At 63.5% G+C, this 14,357-nt stretch carries 16 protein-coding genes; 10 read left to right on the top strand and 6 right to left on the bottom strand.

Translation table 11 applies throughout. The features are described from left to right. Positions 1-38 precede the first annotated feature (38 nt). The 9 genes from cysG to BKY27_RS12410 all read left to right on the top strand — a co-directional run bounded on the left by cysG (position 39) and on the right by BKY27_RS12410 (position 7,670). Entirely contained in the window at positions 39-1,439 is a 1,401-nt protein-coding gene (gene cysG, locus BKY27_RS12450; RefSeq protein WP_071674926.1) for a siroheme synthase CysG, read from the top strand. Further along, entirely contained in the window at positions 1,429-1,728 is a 300-nt protein-coding gene (locus BKY27_RS12445) for a DUF2849 domain-containing protein (RefSeq protein ID WP_071674817.1), read from the top strand. Before cysG ends, BKY27_RS12445 begins: the two co-directional genes overlap by 11 nt. A 1-nt stretch (position 1,729) precedes the next feature. Next, complete coding sequence (locus BKY27_RS12440) at positions 1,730-3,397, top strand: nitrite/sulfite reductase (RefSeq protein ID WP_071674816.1); 1,668 nt, start codon at positions 1,730-1,732, stop codon at positions 3,395-3,397. Beyond that, positions 3,387-4,136: a phosphoadenylyl-sulfate reductase gene (locus BKY27_RS12435; RefSeq protein WP_267888893.1), complete on the top strand. Its 750-nt coding sequence runs from the start codon at positions 3,387-3,389 to the stop codon at positions 4,134-4,136. The genes BKY27_RS12440 and BKY27_RS12435 overlap by 11 nt, the downstream gene beginning before the upstream one ends. 13 nt (positions 4,137-4,149) lie before the next feature. Beyond that, a complete protein-coding gene (locus BKY27_RS12430) occupies positions 4,150-4,539 on the top strand; it encodes a DUF934 domain-containing protein (protein ID WP_233491832.1) in 390 nt (129 codons plus the stop codon). A gap of 71 nt (positions 4,540-4,610) precedes the next feature. Beyond that, entirely contained in the window at positions 4,611-5,465 is an 855-nt protein-coding gene (locus BKY27_RS12425) for a ferredoxin--NADP reductase (protein ID WP_071674815.1), read from the top strand. A gap of 152 nt (positions 5,466-5,617) precedes the next feature. Continuing rightward, positions 5,618-6,295 carry a phosphatidylserine decarboxylase gene (locus tag BKY27_RS12420; protein WP_071674814.1) on the top strand — a complete coding sequence of 226 codons (678 nt, stop codon included), beginning with the start codon at positions 5,618-5,620 and terminating at the stop codon, positions 6,293-6,295. Between the two features lie 3 nt (positions 6,296-6,298). Continuing rightward, a complete protein-coding gene (pssA, locus tag BKY27_RS12415) occupies positions 6,299-7,054 on the top strand; it encodes a CDP-diacylglycerol--serine O-phosphatidyltransferase (protein ID WP_071674813.1) in 756 nt (251 codons plus the stop codon). Position 7,055: 1 nt separating this feature from the next. Beyond that, positions 7,056-7,670: a class I SAM-dependent methyltransferase gene (locus BKY27_RS12410; RefSeq protein ID WP_071674812.1), complete on the top strand. Its 615-nt coding sequence runs from the start codon at positions 7,056-7,058 to the stop codon at positions 7,668-7,670. A gap of 17 nt (positions 7,671-7,687) precedes the next feature. On the opposite strand, the gene BKY27_RS12405 is transcribed toward BKY27_RS12410, so the two are convergent. Then, positions 7,688-8,278, bottom strand: coding sequence for a hemerythrin domain-containing protein (locus tag BKY27_RS12405; protein ID WP_084667961.1), 591 nt, complete (start codon positions 8,276-8,278; stop codon positions 7,688-7,690). Positions 8,279-8,379: 101 nt separating this feature from the next. Further along, positions 8,380-8,871 (bottom strand): translation initiation factor IF-3, encoded by a 492-nt coding sequence (gene infC, locus BKY27_RS12400; RefSeq protein ID WP_233491831.1) that lies wholly within the window; start codon positions 8,869-8,871, stop codon positions 8,380-8,382. A 242-nt stretch (positions 8,872-9,113) separates the two neighbouring features. Between infC and BKY27_RS12395 the strand changes: the two genes are divergently transcribed. After that, positions 9,114-10,037, top strand: coding sequence for a hypothetical protein (locus tag BKY27_RS12395; RefSeq protein WP_146636234.1), 924 nt, complete (start codon positions 9,114-9,116; stop codon positions 10,035-10,037). Between the two features lie 70 nt (positions 10,038-10,107). Here BKY27_RS12395 and BKY27_RS12390 read toward each other — a convergent pair whose 3' ends face one another. The 4 genes from BKY27_RS12390 to BKY27_RS12375 all read right to left on the bottom strand — a co-directional run bounded on the left by BKY27_RS12390 (position 10,108) and on the right by BKY27_RS12375 (position 14,273). Then, positions 10,108-10,899 carry an FAD binding domain-containing protein gene (locus BKY27_RS12390; protein WP_071674809.1) on the bottom strand — a complete coding sequence of 264 codons (792 nt, stop codon included), beginning with the start codon at positions 10,897-10,899 and terminating at the stop codon, positions 10,108-10,110. A gap of 22 nt (positions 10,900-10,921) precedes the next feature. Then, positions 10,922-13,285, bottom strand: coding sequence for a xanthine dehydrogenase family protein molybdopterin-binding subunit (locus BKY27_RS12385; RefSeq protein WP_071674808.1), 2,364 nt, complete (start codon positions 13,283-13,285; stop codon positions 10,922-10,924). 104 nt (positions 13,286-13,389) lie between these two features. Then, positions 13,390-13,791, bottom strand: coding sequence for a hypothetical protein (locus BKY27_RS12380; protein ID WP_071674807.1), 402 nt, complete (start codon positions 13,789-13,791; stop codon positions 13,390-13,392). After that, complete coding sequence (locus tag BKY27_RS12375) at positions 13,788-14,273, bottom strand: (2Fe-2S)-binding protein (protein WP_071674806.1); 486 nt, start codon at positions 14,271-14,273, stop codon at positions 13,788-13,790. The genes BKY27_RS12380 and BKY27_RS12375 overlap by 4 nt, the downstream gene beginning before the upstream one ends. Between the last annotated feature and the right edge of the window lie 84 nt (positions 14,274-14,357).

Raw genomic sequence — 14,357 nt, 5'->3', positions numbered from 1 at the left:
ATATATCGTTGCAGAAACCCTGTGATGAGGACAGCGCGATGAAGCACTTTCCGATCTTTGTATCTGTCGAGAACCAACGCCTGATCCTGTCGGGCGGCGGCGATGCGGCCATGGCCAAGCTGCGGCTGCTGATGAAGACCGAGGCACGGATCGAGGTCTATTGCACATCGCCCGCCCCCGAGATCGAGGCCTGGGCCGCCGAAGGCCACTTGTCCCTGATCCGCCGCCCCCTGAGCGCGACCGATGTCGCCGGGGCGCGCCTCGTCTATGCCGCCGACGAAGACGAAGCCGCCGACGCGCGCATCAAATCCCTCGCCGAGACGGCCGGGGTGCTGGTCAATATCGTCGACAACCTCGCCGACAGCGCTTTCATCACCCCCGCCATCGTCGACCGCGACCCGGTGACCGTTGCCATCGGCACCGAGGGGGCAGCCCCGGTCCTGGCGCGCGCCATCAAGCGCGATCTGGAAGAGCGGCTGCCAGTGACACTGGGCACGCTCGCGCGGATCGGGAAGACCTTTCGCGGCGCGGTCGAGGCCCTGCCCTTTGGGCGCAAACGCCGCGATTTCTGGGCCGAGTACTATTTCGACAAGGGCCCCAAGACCTTGGCCAACGGCGGCGAAGCCGCTGTGCAGGATGGGCTGCGCGCGCTGCTGGCCCATCACCTGTCGGACAAGTCGGGGTCCGGCCATGTCGCGCTGGTCGGCGCTGGCCCCGGCGACCCCGAGCTATTGACTCTAAAGGCCCGCCGGGCTCTGGACGAGGCCGATGTGATCATCCACGACCGTCTGGTCGCGCCGGACATCCTGGAACTCGCCCGCCGCGAGGCGACGCTGCTGGATGTCGGCAAGCAAGGCTTTGGCCGCCACACCCCGCAAGACGAGATCGGTCGCCTGATGGTCCGGCACGCCCAAAGGGGCCTGCACGTCGTGCGCCTGAAATCCGGCGACCCCGCGATCTATGGCCGCCTCGACGAGGAAATCGACGCGCTCGACGCAGCGGGCGTGGCGTGGTCCATCGTGCCCGGCATCACCTCGGCCTCTGCCGCCGCCGCCGGAATCGGCCAAAGCCTGACACGCCGGGGCCGGAACTCTGCCCTGCGAATCCTGACCGGCCATGACACCGAAGGCTTTGCCGAGCAGGATTGGGCCGCGCTGGCGCGCCCCGATACGGTGGCTGCGATCTACATGGCCAAGAAAGGCGCGCGCTTCCTGCAAGGTCGCCTGCTGATGCACGGGGCCGCCGCCGACACCCCGGTGACCATTGTGGAAAACGCCTCTCGCCCGCAGGCCCGCACCCTGTCCAGTTGTCTGGCAACACTCGCCTCCGATCTAGATGCCGCCGATCTGGGCGGCCCCGCCATCCTTCTCTACGGTATCGCGCCGCGCGCGGCAGAGGCCCGTCTTCCCGAATTGCAGGAGCTTGCACATGCCCCGTAGGTTCACCCCGAAAGTCATCACCGCCAACCATCTGCTGGAAGGGGACGTGGTTTACCTGACAGCCGATGACCGCTGGACCCGCCGCCACGAAGAGGCCGAGCTGATCACCGACGAGGCCCACGCGCAGATCCGCCTGCTCGATGCCGAGCAGCAGGTCGATACCGTGGTGGGCGTCTATCTGGCCGATGCGGTCGCGGGGGAAACCGGCCCCGAACCCACCCATTTCCGCGAGGTGTTCCGCACCCGTGGCCCCTCCAACTACGCCCATGGCAAGCAGGTGGAGCTGTAACATGTATCGCTACAACGAATTCGACCGCGATTTCCTGGCCGAGCGCAACCTTCAGTTCCGCGCGCAGGTGGAACGCCGCATTGACGGGTCGCTGACCGAGGATGAGTTCAAACCGCTGCGCCTGATGAACGGGCTTTACCTGCAATTGCATGCCTACATGCTGCGGGTCGCGATTCCCTATGGCACGCTCAACAGCGCCCAGATGCGCCAACTCGCGCTGCTGGCGGAAAAGTGGGACAAGGGCTATGGCCATTTCACCACCCGCCAGAACATCCAGTACAACTGGCCGCGCCTGCGCGACGTGCCGGATATGCTGGATGCATTGGCCGAGGTCGGCCTGCACGCCATCCAGACCAGCGGCAACACCATCCGCAACGTGACCGCCGACCATTTCGCCGGCGCCGCCGCCGACGAAGTGGCCGACCCCCGCCCGGTGGCAGAGCTGCTGCGCCAATGGTCCACGGACCACCCGGAGTTCCAGTTCATGCCGCGCAAGTTCAAGATCGCCATCACCGGCGCGCCAAACGACCGCGCGGTGACGGCCGCCCATGACATCGGGTTGCGCATCGTCGAGCAGGACGGCGAGATCGGCTATCAGGTGCTGGTCGGTGGCGGGCTTGGCCGGACCCCGATGATCGGCAAGGTACTGGCAGAGTTCATCCCCGCCGCCGACCTGCTGCCCTATCTGGAAGCCACGGTCGCCGTCTGGAACGTGATCGGGCGGCGGGACAACAAGTACAAGGCGCGGATCAAGATCCTTGTGCATGAGTTCGGCTTGGAAAACCTGCGCGAAGAGGTCGAGACCGAATTTGCCCTTCGCAAGCCGCTCTATGCGGGTGGCAAGGACGTGGCGCTGCTGGAAGAGATCAAGGCGCATTTCGTAGCACCCACGTTTGAGACCGCGCCGGTCGACGCCTTCGACACAGCCTACGCCGCCGATCCGATCTTCCGGTCCTGGGCCGATACCAATCTGGCGGAGCATCGCGCAGACGGCTATGCCATCGCTACGATTTCCCTGAAGAAACAGGGCGATACCCCTGGTGACGCCACGGCAGACCAAATGCGCGTCATGGCTGATCTGGCAAGTCAATACGGCCATGATGAGCTGCGCATCAGCCACGAGCAGAACGTCATCCTGCCCCATGTCCACAAGCGCCACCTGCCCGCCCTTCATGCGGCGCTGCAAAAGGCGGGGCTGGCCACGGCCAATATCGGGCTGATCTCTGACATCATCGCCTGCCCCGGCATGGATTACTGCGCACTTGCGACGGCCCGGTCGATCCCCGTCGCGCAGGAGATTGCGACGCGCTTCGAAGAGCTGAAGCTGGAACACGAGGTCGGTCCGCTCAAGATCAAGATCTCGGGCTGCATCAATGCCTGCGGGCACCACCATGTGGGCCATATCGGCATTCTGGGCCTAGACCGCGCGGGGGTGGAAAACTACCAGATCACCCTTGGCGGCGACGGCACCGAGGATGCGGTGATCGGCACCCGCACCGGCCCCGGCTTTGCCTATGACGAGATCGTCGGCGCGGTTGAAACCATCGTGACCACCTACCTGGGCCTGCGGCAGGATGCGGGGGAAACCTTCCTTCAAGCCTACCGGCGCGTTGGCATCGAGCCCTTCAAATCCGCCCTATACCCGGAGGCAAAGACCCGTGCCGCTTGACGCCCCCATCGGATCGCTTTCTGGCTGGGTCGAGGGTCTGAACGCGCGTTACAAGCATCATTCGGCCACGGCGGTGATGGAACGCGCGCTGAAAGACCCCGATCTTGGCCGGATCGCACTGGTCAGCTCGTTCGGGGCGGAATCCGTTGTGCTTCTGCATATGGTTTCTGTCATCGAGCCGAAAACACCGGTGCTGTTCATCGACACGCAGATGTTGTTCCCCGAAACTCTGTCTTATCAGCAAGATGTTGCGGCAGAGTTGGGTCTGGAGGACGTGCGCACCATTCATGCCAGCAAGATTTCCATCCTTGCAGGCGACCCGGACGGCACGTTGCACCAGCACGACACCGACGCCTGCTGTGACCTGCGCAAGGTTCGCCCGATGGAACATGCGCTGGCCCCGTTCGATAGCTGGATCACCGGGCGCAAGCGGTTCCAGTCCGGCACCCGTGCGCAGCTCGATTTCTTCGAGACCGAGGCCGACATCCGCATCAAGATCAACCCGCTGGCCTATTGGGCGCCCGAGGACGTGCAGGACTACATGGTGAACAACCGCCTGCGGCGTCACCCGCTGGTGGCCAAGGGCTATCCATCCATCGGCTGCTCTCCTTGCACCAGCCCCGTGAAAGCCGGGGAAGACCCGCGCGCGGGCCGCTGGCGGGGCGAGCAGAAGGAAGAATGCGGTATTCACTTCATCGACGGGCGGATCGTGCGCGGCCCCCTGAAAGATGCCTCCTGAGGAGACAAGCGATATGAAAGACATGATGACCGAAGACGCCGTGATCGTCACCGATGCAGGCTTTGCCCCGGCCGAGACATTGCCGGCCCACGACCTTGCCTCGGACGCAACGGCGGATGATCTGGCGGCGGCGCTTCACGCCGATGTCGTGCGCATCGCCTTCCCGTCCTTCGCCGATGGGCGTGGCTTCACGCTGGCCCGCCGACTGCGCCAGATGGGCTTTACCGGTCACCTGCGTGCCACCGGGCATGTGCTGGCCGACCAATACGCCATGGTCCGCCGGTCGGGTTTTGACGATGTCCAGATCAGCGCCGATCTGGCCGCCCGACAACCGCAGGATCAATGGCGCGCCCGCGCCAACTGGCGCGACCATGACTATCGGTCGCGGCTTCGCGGGGCTTGATCACCCCCTTTTCCTGACACAGATCAAAGCTTAATGAAGGAGTCGGCTTTATCAAGGCCGCAACAGTTGACATGACCGAGCAAAAACCAGTGACAGACGCCTCCGCCTCCGCCGTAAAAGTGCCCACCCTTCCCGACGCGCAGACCGTGACGGAGGTCAAGCACTACACCGACCGCCTGTTCTCGTTCCGCTGCACCCGGCCCGCCTCGCTGCGGTTCCGCTCGGGCGAGTTCGTGATGATCGGCCTGATGGGCGACCCTGACCCCAAAACAGGCAAACAAAAGCCCCTTTTGCGGGCCTATTCCATCGCCTCGCCGTCTTGGGATGAAGAGCTGGAGTTTTACTCGATCAAGGTGCCGGACGGTCCGCTGACCTCGAAACTGCAACATATCGAGGTGGGCGATCAGGTGATCCTGCGGCCCAAGCCCGTGGGCACCTTGGTGCATGACGCGATCTTGCCCGGCAAGCGGATCTGGTTCTTTGCCACCGGCACCGGCTTTGCCCCCTTTGCCAGCCTGCTGCGCGAACCGCAGACCTACCAGGATTATGACGAGGTCATCATAACCCACACCTGCCGCGAGGCGGGCGAGTTGACCTATGGCCGTGAAATCATCGAAAGCCTCAAGGAAGACGAACTGCTCAACGAGGTGATCGGCGAGGGGTTCTGGAAAAAGATAAAGTACTACCCCACCACCACCCGCGAGGAGAGCGCCAAGATGGGCCGGATCACCGACCTGATGCGCTCGGGCGAGGCGTTCGAGGATCTGGGCGTCGCGCCGATCAATCCTGAAACCGACCGCGCCATGATCTGCGGCAACCTTGCCTTCAATCTTGAATTGAAAGAGATGCTGGAAGACTACGGGCTGGAGGAAGGCGCGAATTCCAAACCTGCGCAGTATGTGGTGGAAAAAGCGTTCCTCGATTGACGCAGGCGGGATACCGGACAAGAGGGCCAGATGGCCCTCTTTCTCTGTCGTCCGGCCGATCACGAGTGGGTGGGGCGACATCACGGCCCCTTTGCCTGGCCCGGCCGCGGACGTAGAACGCGCTTACCCCCACCAACCCCGAGGCTTCCCAGATGACCATGCTTGGCACTTTCATCAAACCCATGCACCGGGAGGGCCTTCGCTTCGTCGCCATCTTCGCGGCTGTCACGGTTGTCCTGTTCGTTCTGTGGGCCCCCTTGGGCTGGGTCGGCGTCGGGCTGACGGTCTGGTGCTACTATTTCTTCCGCGACCCCGAGCGGGTGCCACCCGCGCGCGACGGGCTGGTGATCAGCCCCGCAGATGGGATCGTGTCGCTGATCGAACCGGCTGTGCCCCCGGCGGAGTTGGGGCTTTCGGCCGCCCCCTTGACGCGGGTCAGCATTTTCATGAGCGTATTCAATTGCCATGTGAACCGAAGCCCGGTGGCCGGGCGCATCACCGCGATCGCCTATCGTCCCGGCAAGTTCTTCAACGCCTCGCTGGACAAGGCCAGTTCGGACAACGAACGCAATAGCCTGAGCATCGAAATGGCAGATGGCCGCCATTTGGTCGTGGTGCAAATCGCCGGGCTGGTGGCGCGGCGGATCGTGTCATTCGTGTCCGAGGGCGCCACGCTCCGGGCCGGTGATCGCTTTGGCCTGATCCGCTTCGGTTCGCGCCTTGACGTCTACCTGCCCGATGGCGTCGTGCCGCTGGTCGAGCTTGGCCAGACCATGGTCGCGGGTGAAACCGTCTTGGCCGACCTGACCGCCCCCGAACAGGAGGCGTGAGCCATGCCGGGCACCAACGACAAGCCCCCCGCCGAGCTGGCGATCTTTCAGCTCTTGCCCAACATGATTACCATCGCCGCGATCTGCGCGGGGCTGACGGCCATCCGCTTTGGCGTGCATAACAACTACGCTTTGGCGGTGCAGCTTATCCTTGCGGCTTGCATCTTCGACGGGATCGACGGGCGGCTGGCCCGGCTGCTCAACAGCGACAGCAAGATGGGGGCGGAGCTGGACTCGCTGGCCGATTTCCTGAATTTCGGCGTGGCCCCGCCGCTTGTCCTGTATTTCTGGGCGTTGCAGGACATGCGCAGCACCGGCTGGCTGACCGTTCTTGTCTTTTCCGTCTGTTGCGTGGTGCGGCTGGCCCGGTTCAACGTCGCCGCCAAGGACGAGGTCGTCCCCGCCGACCCCTCGTTTTTCACCGGCGTTCCGGCCCCTGCGGGGGCCATGTTGGTCTTGTTGCCGATGTTCGTGTCCTTCGCTTTCGCCAACGCGCCCATTCTGCCCGACAGCCTGCTGTGCCTGTACATCGTGGGGATCGGCCTGCTGATGATCAGTCGCATCCCGATCTGGTCGTTCAAGACCACCCGCATTTCGCGCGACAAGGTCAAGTTCGTTCTGGTCGGTTTCGCCTTTTTCGGCGCGGCCGTGCTGACCTATGCCTGGATCACCATGGTTGCGCTGTGCATCGGCTATATCGGCATCGTGATCTGGGCGCTGCTGTCGCCCGGCCCTGCAACCCCAACTGGAAAGACCTGATTTGGATATCAAAGCCGTTCAGAAATCTTACGCCCGGTGGGCGCCTGTCTATGACCGCACCTTTGGCCTGATCACCAATTCCGGCCGCCGCCGCAGCGTCGACTACATCAATGCCACCGGCGGCAAGGTGCTGGAGGTCGGTGTCGGCACCGGATTGGCCCTGCCCTTCTACGGTGCGGACGTATCGGTTACAGGCGTTGATTTCAGCGAGGACATGCTTGCAAGGGCGCGGGAAAAAGTCCGGGAACTGGGCCTGCGCCAGGTGGTGGACCTGCGCCAGATGGATGCCCGCGCGCTCGACTTTCCCGATGACCATTTCGACATCGTGACCGCGATGCACGTGCTGTCCGTGGTGCCCGACCCGGAACAGGTGATGTCGGAAATCGCCCGTGTCTGCAAACCCGGCGGGCAGGTCGTCATCGCCAACCACTTCGCGCGCGACCGGGGGATTCTGGCCATGCTGGAACGGATCACCGCCCCGCTGGAGAACGTCCTCGGCTGGCATTCGGATTTCGAACTCGACCGGGTTCTGCAAGAGCCGGACCTGTCGGTCGAGATCCAGCGCCCGCATCCACCCTTGGGAATGATGACCTTCCTCGTGCTGACCAAATCCTGATTGCCTGCTGGCGCGGCTCAGAGCCCGCCATAGACGCCGAGCGCCTCTTCCAGCTCCACTTCCTCGTAGCCGAAATGCGAGCGCACCACGCGGTCCAACGCCTCGAAGGTCGCCCGCGCCTCGTCAAAGGCGTCGGGCCCGGGGTCTTGCACCAGACGCACCGCATCGGCGTAAAGCCGTTCCAACAGGGCGTGGACGACCTCGTGTTCTTCGCGCAGCTTGTCGATCACCTTGCGCAGCCCGTCGCCCCCTTTCGATGCGAGGTGCGGGAAAATGTCGTGTTCTTCGGCACCATGGTGATAATCGAGAAACTGGCACTCCTGCCCGCACAGGTTGCCGAACTGGCGATAATTGCGCAGCATTTCCATCTGCGGCACCGCTTCGGCCAAGGCCGCGGGCGCGCCCTGCCCCGCGGCGATGTCATCCAGAACGCGCTGCACGCCAGCCATCTGTTGCAGATGCATCCGGTGGATCATCGCCAACTGTCGGCCCTGCCGCCGGTGCATGTCGGTTGCGCCGGCGATTCGCGGTGCCTTGGGGCGGGCCGCTTCCTTCAGATCGGTCACGTCCGGTCTTGCCTGTGTCATCTGTCGTCCCTCGTATCTCATGTCTTTCAACAGTGGGTCGCCGCGGTGGTTCGACAAGGGGCCACGAAAAAAGGCGCGCCGGTCAAAGGCGCGCCTGTTCCATTCACCTGCGAAGGTGACGGCTATTTCGCCGGGCCAATCATCATGACCATCTGACGGCCTTCCATCTTCGGCATGTTCTCGACCTTGCCGATTTCCTGAACGTCACCAGCAACGCGTTCAAGCAATTCTCGGCCAAGGTTCTGGTGCGCCATCTCGCGACCGCGAAATCGCAGCGTGACCTTCACCTTGTCACCGTTTTCAAGGAATTTCACCACGTTGCGCATCTTGACTTCGTAGTCGTGGGTGTCCGTGTTGGGACGGAATTTCACCTCTTTGACCTCGATGGTCTTCTGCTTCTTGCGGGCCTCGGATTCGCGCTTTTGCTGCTCATACTTGAACTTGCCGTAATCCATGATTTTGCAGACCGGCGGCGTCGCGTTGGGTGAAATTTCAACCAGGTCGAGTCCTGCTTGGGTGGCCATTTCGAGGGCGCGCGCCGGGGCCACGACCCCAACGTTTTCGCCATCGGCACCAATCAATCGAATTTCGGGCTCCCGGATACGTTCATTCACGCGGGGGCCAGTGTCGCGCGTCGGGGGCGCGTTGTGCGGTCTGCGGGCTATTGCTAAAATCCTTCTATTGCCACGGATTGCGGTGGCCCAAAGTAGCGTTGAGGCTGTCGGTGTTCAAGCGCAAACCCCGGCGCATTGCCGCGCGATTGCAGGGTGTTGCATTGGTTGCTGTTGCGCCGCCGCAGCGGACAGCCTATCTGGGGCGAAAGTCCATCCACAACCCGAAAATTGGAGTTGTCATTATGTCCAGAGCTTTGATTATCCTGATTGCCCTCGCTGCCATCGGCGGCGGCGGTTACGCATTGATGACCATGCGTGAAACCGAATCCATGGAATCGGCCCCTGCCGCGCAAGACGCGGTCGAAGCGCCGGAAGCCGTTGAAACCACGGATGATGCCAACATGTCCGACGCCGCCGACGCGGCGGTCGAGGCCGCATCCGATGCCGCCCAAGAGGTCGGCGATGCCGTCAACGCCGCCACCGAAGCCGTGACCGAAACGGTCGAAGAAGCCGCAGACGCCGTAGAGGAAGCCGCGTCCGACGCCATGGACACCGGCAGCGACGTGGCGACCGAGGCTGCCACCGCAGCGGAAGAAACCGCCACCGAGGCGGCTGAAACCGCCGAAGACATGGCAACAGATGCGACCGAGGCGGTGACCGAAACCACGACCGAGGCCGCAGACACCATGTCCGACGCGGCAAGCGAGGCCGTCGATACCGCCACCGAGGCCGCAGACAGCGCCGTTGACGCTGCCAGCGAAGCCGTTGAACCTGTGGCAGAGACCATGGAGTCGACCGCTGACACCGCAGCCGAGGCCGTTGCCCCGACCGAGGACGCAGCGGAGCCGACCGCAGAGGCACCTGCCGAAGCCACCGCAGACTCTGCCGAGGCGACGGATCAGGCGGCCACGGACACCATGCAGGAAACCACCGCAGCCGAAGACACCGCGCCTGCTGCAACGGACGCGCTTGCGGGGGCTGCCGACCTTTCGACCCTGTTCACGGTTGACGGGTTCAATGCGGACGCAGCCTTGCAGGCCGTGCAGAACGCCGATCTGACCCCGGTCGCAACCACGGCCCTCAGCGCCGCCATCGAACAGGCCCGCAACAACCCCGAGCTGGTCCCCGAAGTGGTGACCCGCTTGCGGAATGCCCTCGGCCTCTAAGCCGGCAATACCGCAAAACGAAACCCCCGCGCCAAGGCGCGGGGGTTTTTTGTTGTCTTGTGGGGCGCGTTCAGCTTGCGGCGGCCACGGCCCGCTTGGTCAGCACCTTGACCAGATTGGCCCGATACGCGGCCGAGCCGTGCATGTCGGAAATCATGCCATCTGCCGAAACCGACAACCCGTCGATCGCATCCGGCGAGAAATTGGCCGACAGCGCCTCTTCCGCCGCCGTCCAGCGATGTACCCCCTCCTCCGAGGCGCCCGTGACCGCCACGCGCACGCCATCGGCGAACTTGGCGACGAAGACCCCGGTCAGCGCAAAACGCGACGCCGGTTGCAGGAACTTCTGATAATTCGCAGCCTGCGGTACCGGGAACTTCACCTCTGTGATGATCTCGCCATCTTCGAGCGCCGTCGTGAACATGCCGTCGAAGAAGTCATCTGCCGCAATCTCTCGATTGTTGGTGACGACGGTCGCGCCCGAGCCAAGCACCGCAGCCGGATAGCAGGCCGCCGGATCGTTGTTGGCCAACGAGCCACCGATGGTGCCCCGGTTGCGCACCGCCGGATCGCCGATATGGCCCGCCAAGTGCGACAGCGCCGGATAACTGTCGGCGGTCTCGACCGCCACGACCGCGTGGGGGGTGCCCCCGCCCACACAAACGCGGCCCGCATCGTCGGTGCAGACGCCCTTGATCTCGCCAATGCCGCCAAGGCTGACCAGAACCGCAGGCGCGGCCAGACGTTGCTTCATCGTCGGCAGCAGGGTCTGCCCGCCTCCGAGGATCTGCGCCTCTTCCGATCCGAGCGCCGCGACGGCCTCGGCGACGCTTCCCGGACGTTTGAATTCAAACTCATACATGGGGTTCTCTCCTTGTCCCGGGTTACCCGTTCATCGCCGACCAGACGCGCGACGGCGACAGCGGCATGTCGATATGGGTGACGTTATGGCCGCCCCGGTTCAGGGCGTCCACGACAGCATTGACCACGGCGGGCGGGCTGCCAATGGCCCCGGCCTCGCCACACCCCTTCACGCCAAGCGGGTTATGGGTGCACGGCGTCGAGCAGCTGTGATCGACCTGAAAGCTTGGCACATCATCGGCGCGCGGCATGGCGTAGTCCATGTAGGACGCCGTCAAGAGTTGCCCGTCCGAGTCATAGACCGCGCCTTCCAGCAGCGCCTGGCCGATGCCTTGTGCCAGACCGCCATGAACCTGGCCCTCGACGATCATCGGATTGACCACGTTGCCGAAGTCATCCGCCGCCGCGAAGGAGCAGATTTCCACCTTGCCGGTGTCGGGATCGACCTCCACCTCGCAGGCATAGGCGCCTGCGGGATAGGTGAAGTTGGCCGGATCATAGAAGGCGGTTTCCTCCAGCCCCGGTTCCAGTTCTTCCAGCGGGTAGTTATGGGGCACGTAGGCCGCCAGCGTGACATCGCCCCAGGCAACCGATTTGTCGGTGCCCGCAACGGTGAACTGGCCGTCCTTCAGCTCGATATCGCCTTCGGACGCTTCCATCAGGTGGGCCGCGATCTTCTTGGCCTTGTTGATGATCTTCTCGGTCGCGCGCACGATGGCCGATCCACCAACCGCCAGCGAGCGAGAGCCATAGGTGCCCATGCCCATGGGTGTATTTGCAGTGTCGCCATGGACCACCTCGACCATATCCTCGGGGATGCCGATCATGTCAGCAACCACCTGCGGAAAGGCGGTTTCATGGCCCTGCCCGTGGCTGTGGCTGCCGGTCATGACAACCAGACCGCCGGTGGCGTTGACGCGCACCGTGGCCGATTCATAAAGTCCGGCGCGGGCCCCCAACTGGCCGACAAGGGCCGAGGGCGCGATACCGCAGGCCTCGATATAGGTGTTGACGCCAAAGCCGCGCAGTTTGCCCGATTTGGCACTTTCCGCCGCGCGCGCGTCAAACCCGTCGCGGTCCACCATCTCCAGCAGCTTGTCCATCGTGGCGTTGTAATCACCGGTGTCATATTCCACCGCCACGGGCGTGGCATAGGGAAATTCAGTGATGAAGTTCTGCCGCCGCAGGGCAATCGGATCGACACCCAGTTCCCGCGCCGCCTTGTCGACGACTCGTTCCAGCTGGTAGGTCGCCTCGGGCCGCCCGGCGCCGCGATAGGCATCGACGGGCACCGTATTGGTGAAGACCGCCTTCACGTTCACGTAAATCAGCGGCGTCTTGTAGTTGCCTGCCATCAGCGTGCCGTGCAGCCAGGTCGGCACCGACGGCGCGAAGGTGGACAGGTAGGCGCCCATATTCGCATACGTCTCGGTGCGCAGCGCGGTAAAGTTGTTGTCGGCATCCAGCGCCAGTTCGATCTTGGTCACGTGATCGCGGCCATGTGCGTCCGAGATGAACGCCTCGGACCGGCTGGAGGTCCACTTGACGGGCCGCGCCAATGCCTTGGCGGCGAAGGTGCAAAACGCTTCTTCCGCGTAGTGGAAGATCTTCGAGCCAAAGCCGCCGCCCACATCGGGGGCCACGACGCGCAGCTTGTGTTCCGGAATGCCCAGAACGAACGCGCCCATCAACAGCCGGATCACATGCGGGTTCTGGCTGGTGGTGTAGAGGGTGGAATCGCCCGTCGAGCGGTTGAAATCACCCACGGCGACGCGCGGCTCCATCGGGTTTGCAACCAGCCGCTGGTTGACCAGCTCCAGCGTGGTGACATGGGCCGCCTTGGAAAACGCCTCGTCGACCGCGCCCTTGTTCTCTTCCACGAACCCCCAGTCATAGCAAAGGTTGTTGTCCAGATCGTCATGCACCTTGGGCGCGCCCTCTTGCAGGGCGGCCTTCATGTCGATGACGGCGGGCAGATCTTCGATGTCGATCTCGATAGCTTCCGCCGCGTTGCGCGCCTGAGCCGGGGTTTCGGCCACGATCGCGGCAATCGGATCGCCCACATGGCGGACCTTGCCTTGCGCCAGAACCGGGTGCGCCGGTTCCTGCATCGGGTTGCCGTGTTTGTCGGTGACCTGCCAGCCACAGGGCAGGCCGCCCACGCCTTCGAAATCGGCGCCGGTAAAGACGCGGATCACGCCCGGCATTTCGGCAGCAGCCGAGGTATCGACCTTGGTGAGCCGCCCATGCGCCACGTCAGAGCGCAGGAAATGCACATAGGCCTGTCCCGCAACGTTGATGTCATCGGTATAATTGCCGTTCCCGGTCAGGAACCGGACGTCCTCGCGGCGCTTGGAACTCGCGCCTATGCCATGATCTTTCGGCATCGTTTCCTCCCTGTTATCTCGTGTCCCCCCGCCCACGACGCGGATGGGGGTGTATCACGTCACACCTGTCGTCCTGCCCCGTCCTCTGGGGGGGACCGGCGCGGTTATTTGTTGCCGCCACCGCCAGAGGGGCCGCCGCTGCCAACGGGATTGCCTTCCAACATGTCGATGAAATCCTCGACCGTTTGCAGGCGGTTGCCGTCTTCGGGCAGGCTGTAGCCGGTCACGGACGCGGTCACGCGGCCCTGATCTTCCGAGCAGATGATCGCCACCATGGTGTTGCCCGGCGGCACGTCGAACCCAAAGACCGAGAACGTCGCCTCGCCGGTATCGGGGTCCATCCCGAAGGCATGGAAGCGCGCGTTCATGGAACTGCGTGCGGTGTCCATGCATTCGGTTTCCGACACGAAGCCGGTCACGTAGCCCGAGGAAAACCCTTCAGCCTGCGCCAGCCCCGGCGCAAGCACCGTGGTCAGACCGATTGCGGCCAGCGCGGGCCGCATCATTCCGCTGCGACGGCAGACGCCTCCTGTCCGCTGGCGGCCATAATGGCTTTCACGATGTTGTGATATCCTGTGCATCTGCAAATGTTCCCTTCCAAATAAGCCCGAATCTCGGCCTCGGTCGGCTTCGGGTTCTCCGACAAAAGGGCGGCGGCGCTCATCACCATTCCGGGTGTGCAGAACCCGCATTGCAGGCCGTGATGGTCCTGAAACGCTTGTTGGATGGTGGACAAAGTGCCGTCGGCATCGGCCATTCCTTCAATCGTCCTGACCTCTGCGCCTTCGGCTTCGGCAGCCAGCATGGTGCAGCTTTTCACGGCATTTCCGTTCACATGCACCACGCAGGCACCGCATTGGCTGGTGTCACAGCCCACATGGGTGCCGGTCAGGCGCAGGCCTTCGCGCAGAAATTCGGACAGCAATGTGCGCCCTTCCACGGTACCGGAAACGGATTTGCCGTTCACGGTCATTGTGACCTGAGTCATTGAGATCCTCCCTTGATTATGCGGCTATCCAAACACGGAATCGCCTCATCACAAACGAAAATTTTTCGTGATGAGGCAAGTCGC

The organism is Nioella nitratireducens (genome assembly GCF_001879715.1).
Lineage (GTDB): Bacteria > Pseudomonadota > Alphaproteobacteria > Rhodobacterales > Rhodobacteraceae > Nioella > Nioella nitratireducens.
Note: the sequence above shows the minus strand (reverse complement) of the source record. Positions and strands in the feature narration are given on the sequence as shown.

Coding starts and splice junctions, on each gene's coding strand:
- BKY27_RS12390 (WP_071674809.1), bottom strand. CDS start 10,899: ATGTATGAGTTTGAATTCAAACGTCCGGGAAGCGTCGCCGAGGCCGTC.
- BKY27_RS12380 (WP_071674807.1), bottom strand. CDS start 13,791: ATGATGCGGCCCGCGCTGGCCGCAATCGGTCTGACCACGGTGCTTGCG.
- BKY27_RS12425 (WP_071674815.1), top strand. CDS start 4,611: ATGACCGAGCAAAAACCAGTGACAGACGCCTCCGCCTCCGCCGTAAAA.
- BKY27_RS12375 (WP_071674806.1), bottom strand. CDS start 14,273: ATGACTCAGGTCACAATGACCGTGAACGGCAAATCCGTTTCCGGTACC.
- pssA (WP_071674813.1), top strand. CDS start 6,299: ATGCCGGGCACCAACGACAAGCCCCCCGCCGAGCTGGCGATCTTTCAG.
- BKY27_RS12395 (WP_146636234.1), top strand. CDS start 9,114: ATGTCCAGAGCTTTGATTATCCTGATTGCCCTCGCTGCCATCGGCGGC.
- BKY27_RS12420 (WP_071674814.1), top strand. CDS start 5,618: ATGACCATGCTTGGCACTTTCATCAAACCCATGCACCGGGAGGGCCTT.
- BKY27_RS12440 (WP_071674816.1), top strand. CDS start 1,730: ATGTATCGCTACAACGAATTCGACCGCGATTTCCTGGCCGAGCGCAAC.
- BKY27_RS12385 (WP_071674808.1), bottom strand. CDS start 13,285: ATGCCGAAAGATCATGGCATAGGCGCGAGTTCCAAGCGCCGCGAGGAC.
- cysG (WP_071674926.1), top strand. CDS start 39: ATGAAGCACTTTCCGATCTTTGTATCTGTCGAGAACCAACGCCTGATC.
- BKY27_RS12405 (WP_084667961.1), bottom strand. CDS start 8,278: ATGAGATACGAGGGACGACAGATGACACAGGCAAGACCGGACGTGACC.
- BKY27_RS12430 (WP_233491832.1), top strand. CDS start 4,150: ATGAAAGACATGATGACCGAAGACGCCGTGATCGTCACCGATGCAGGC.
- BKY27_RS12445 (WP_071674817.1), top strand. CDS start 1,429: ATGCCCCGTAGGTTCACCCCGAAAGTCATCACCGCCAACCATCTGCTG.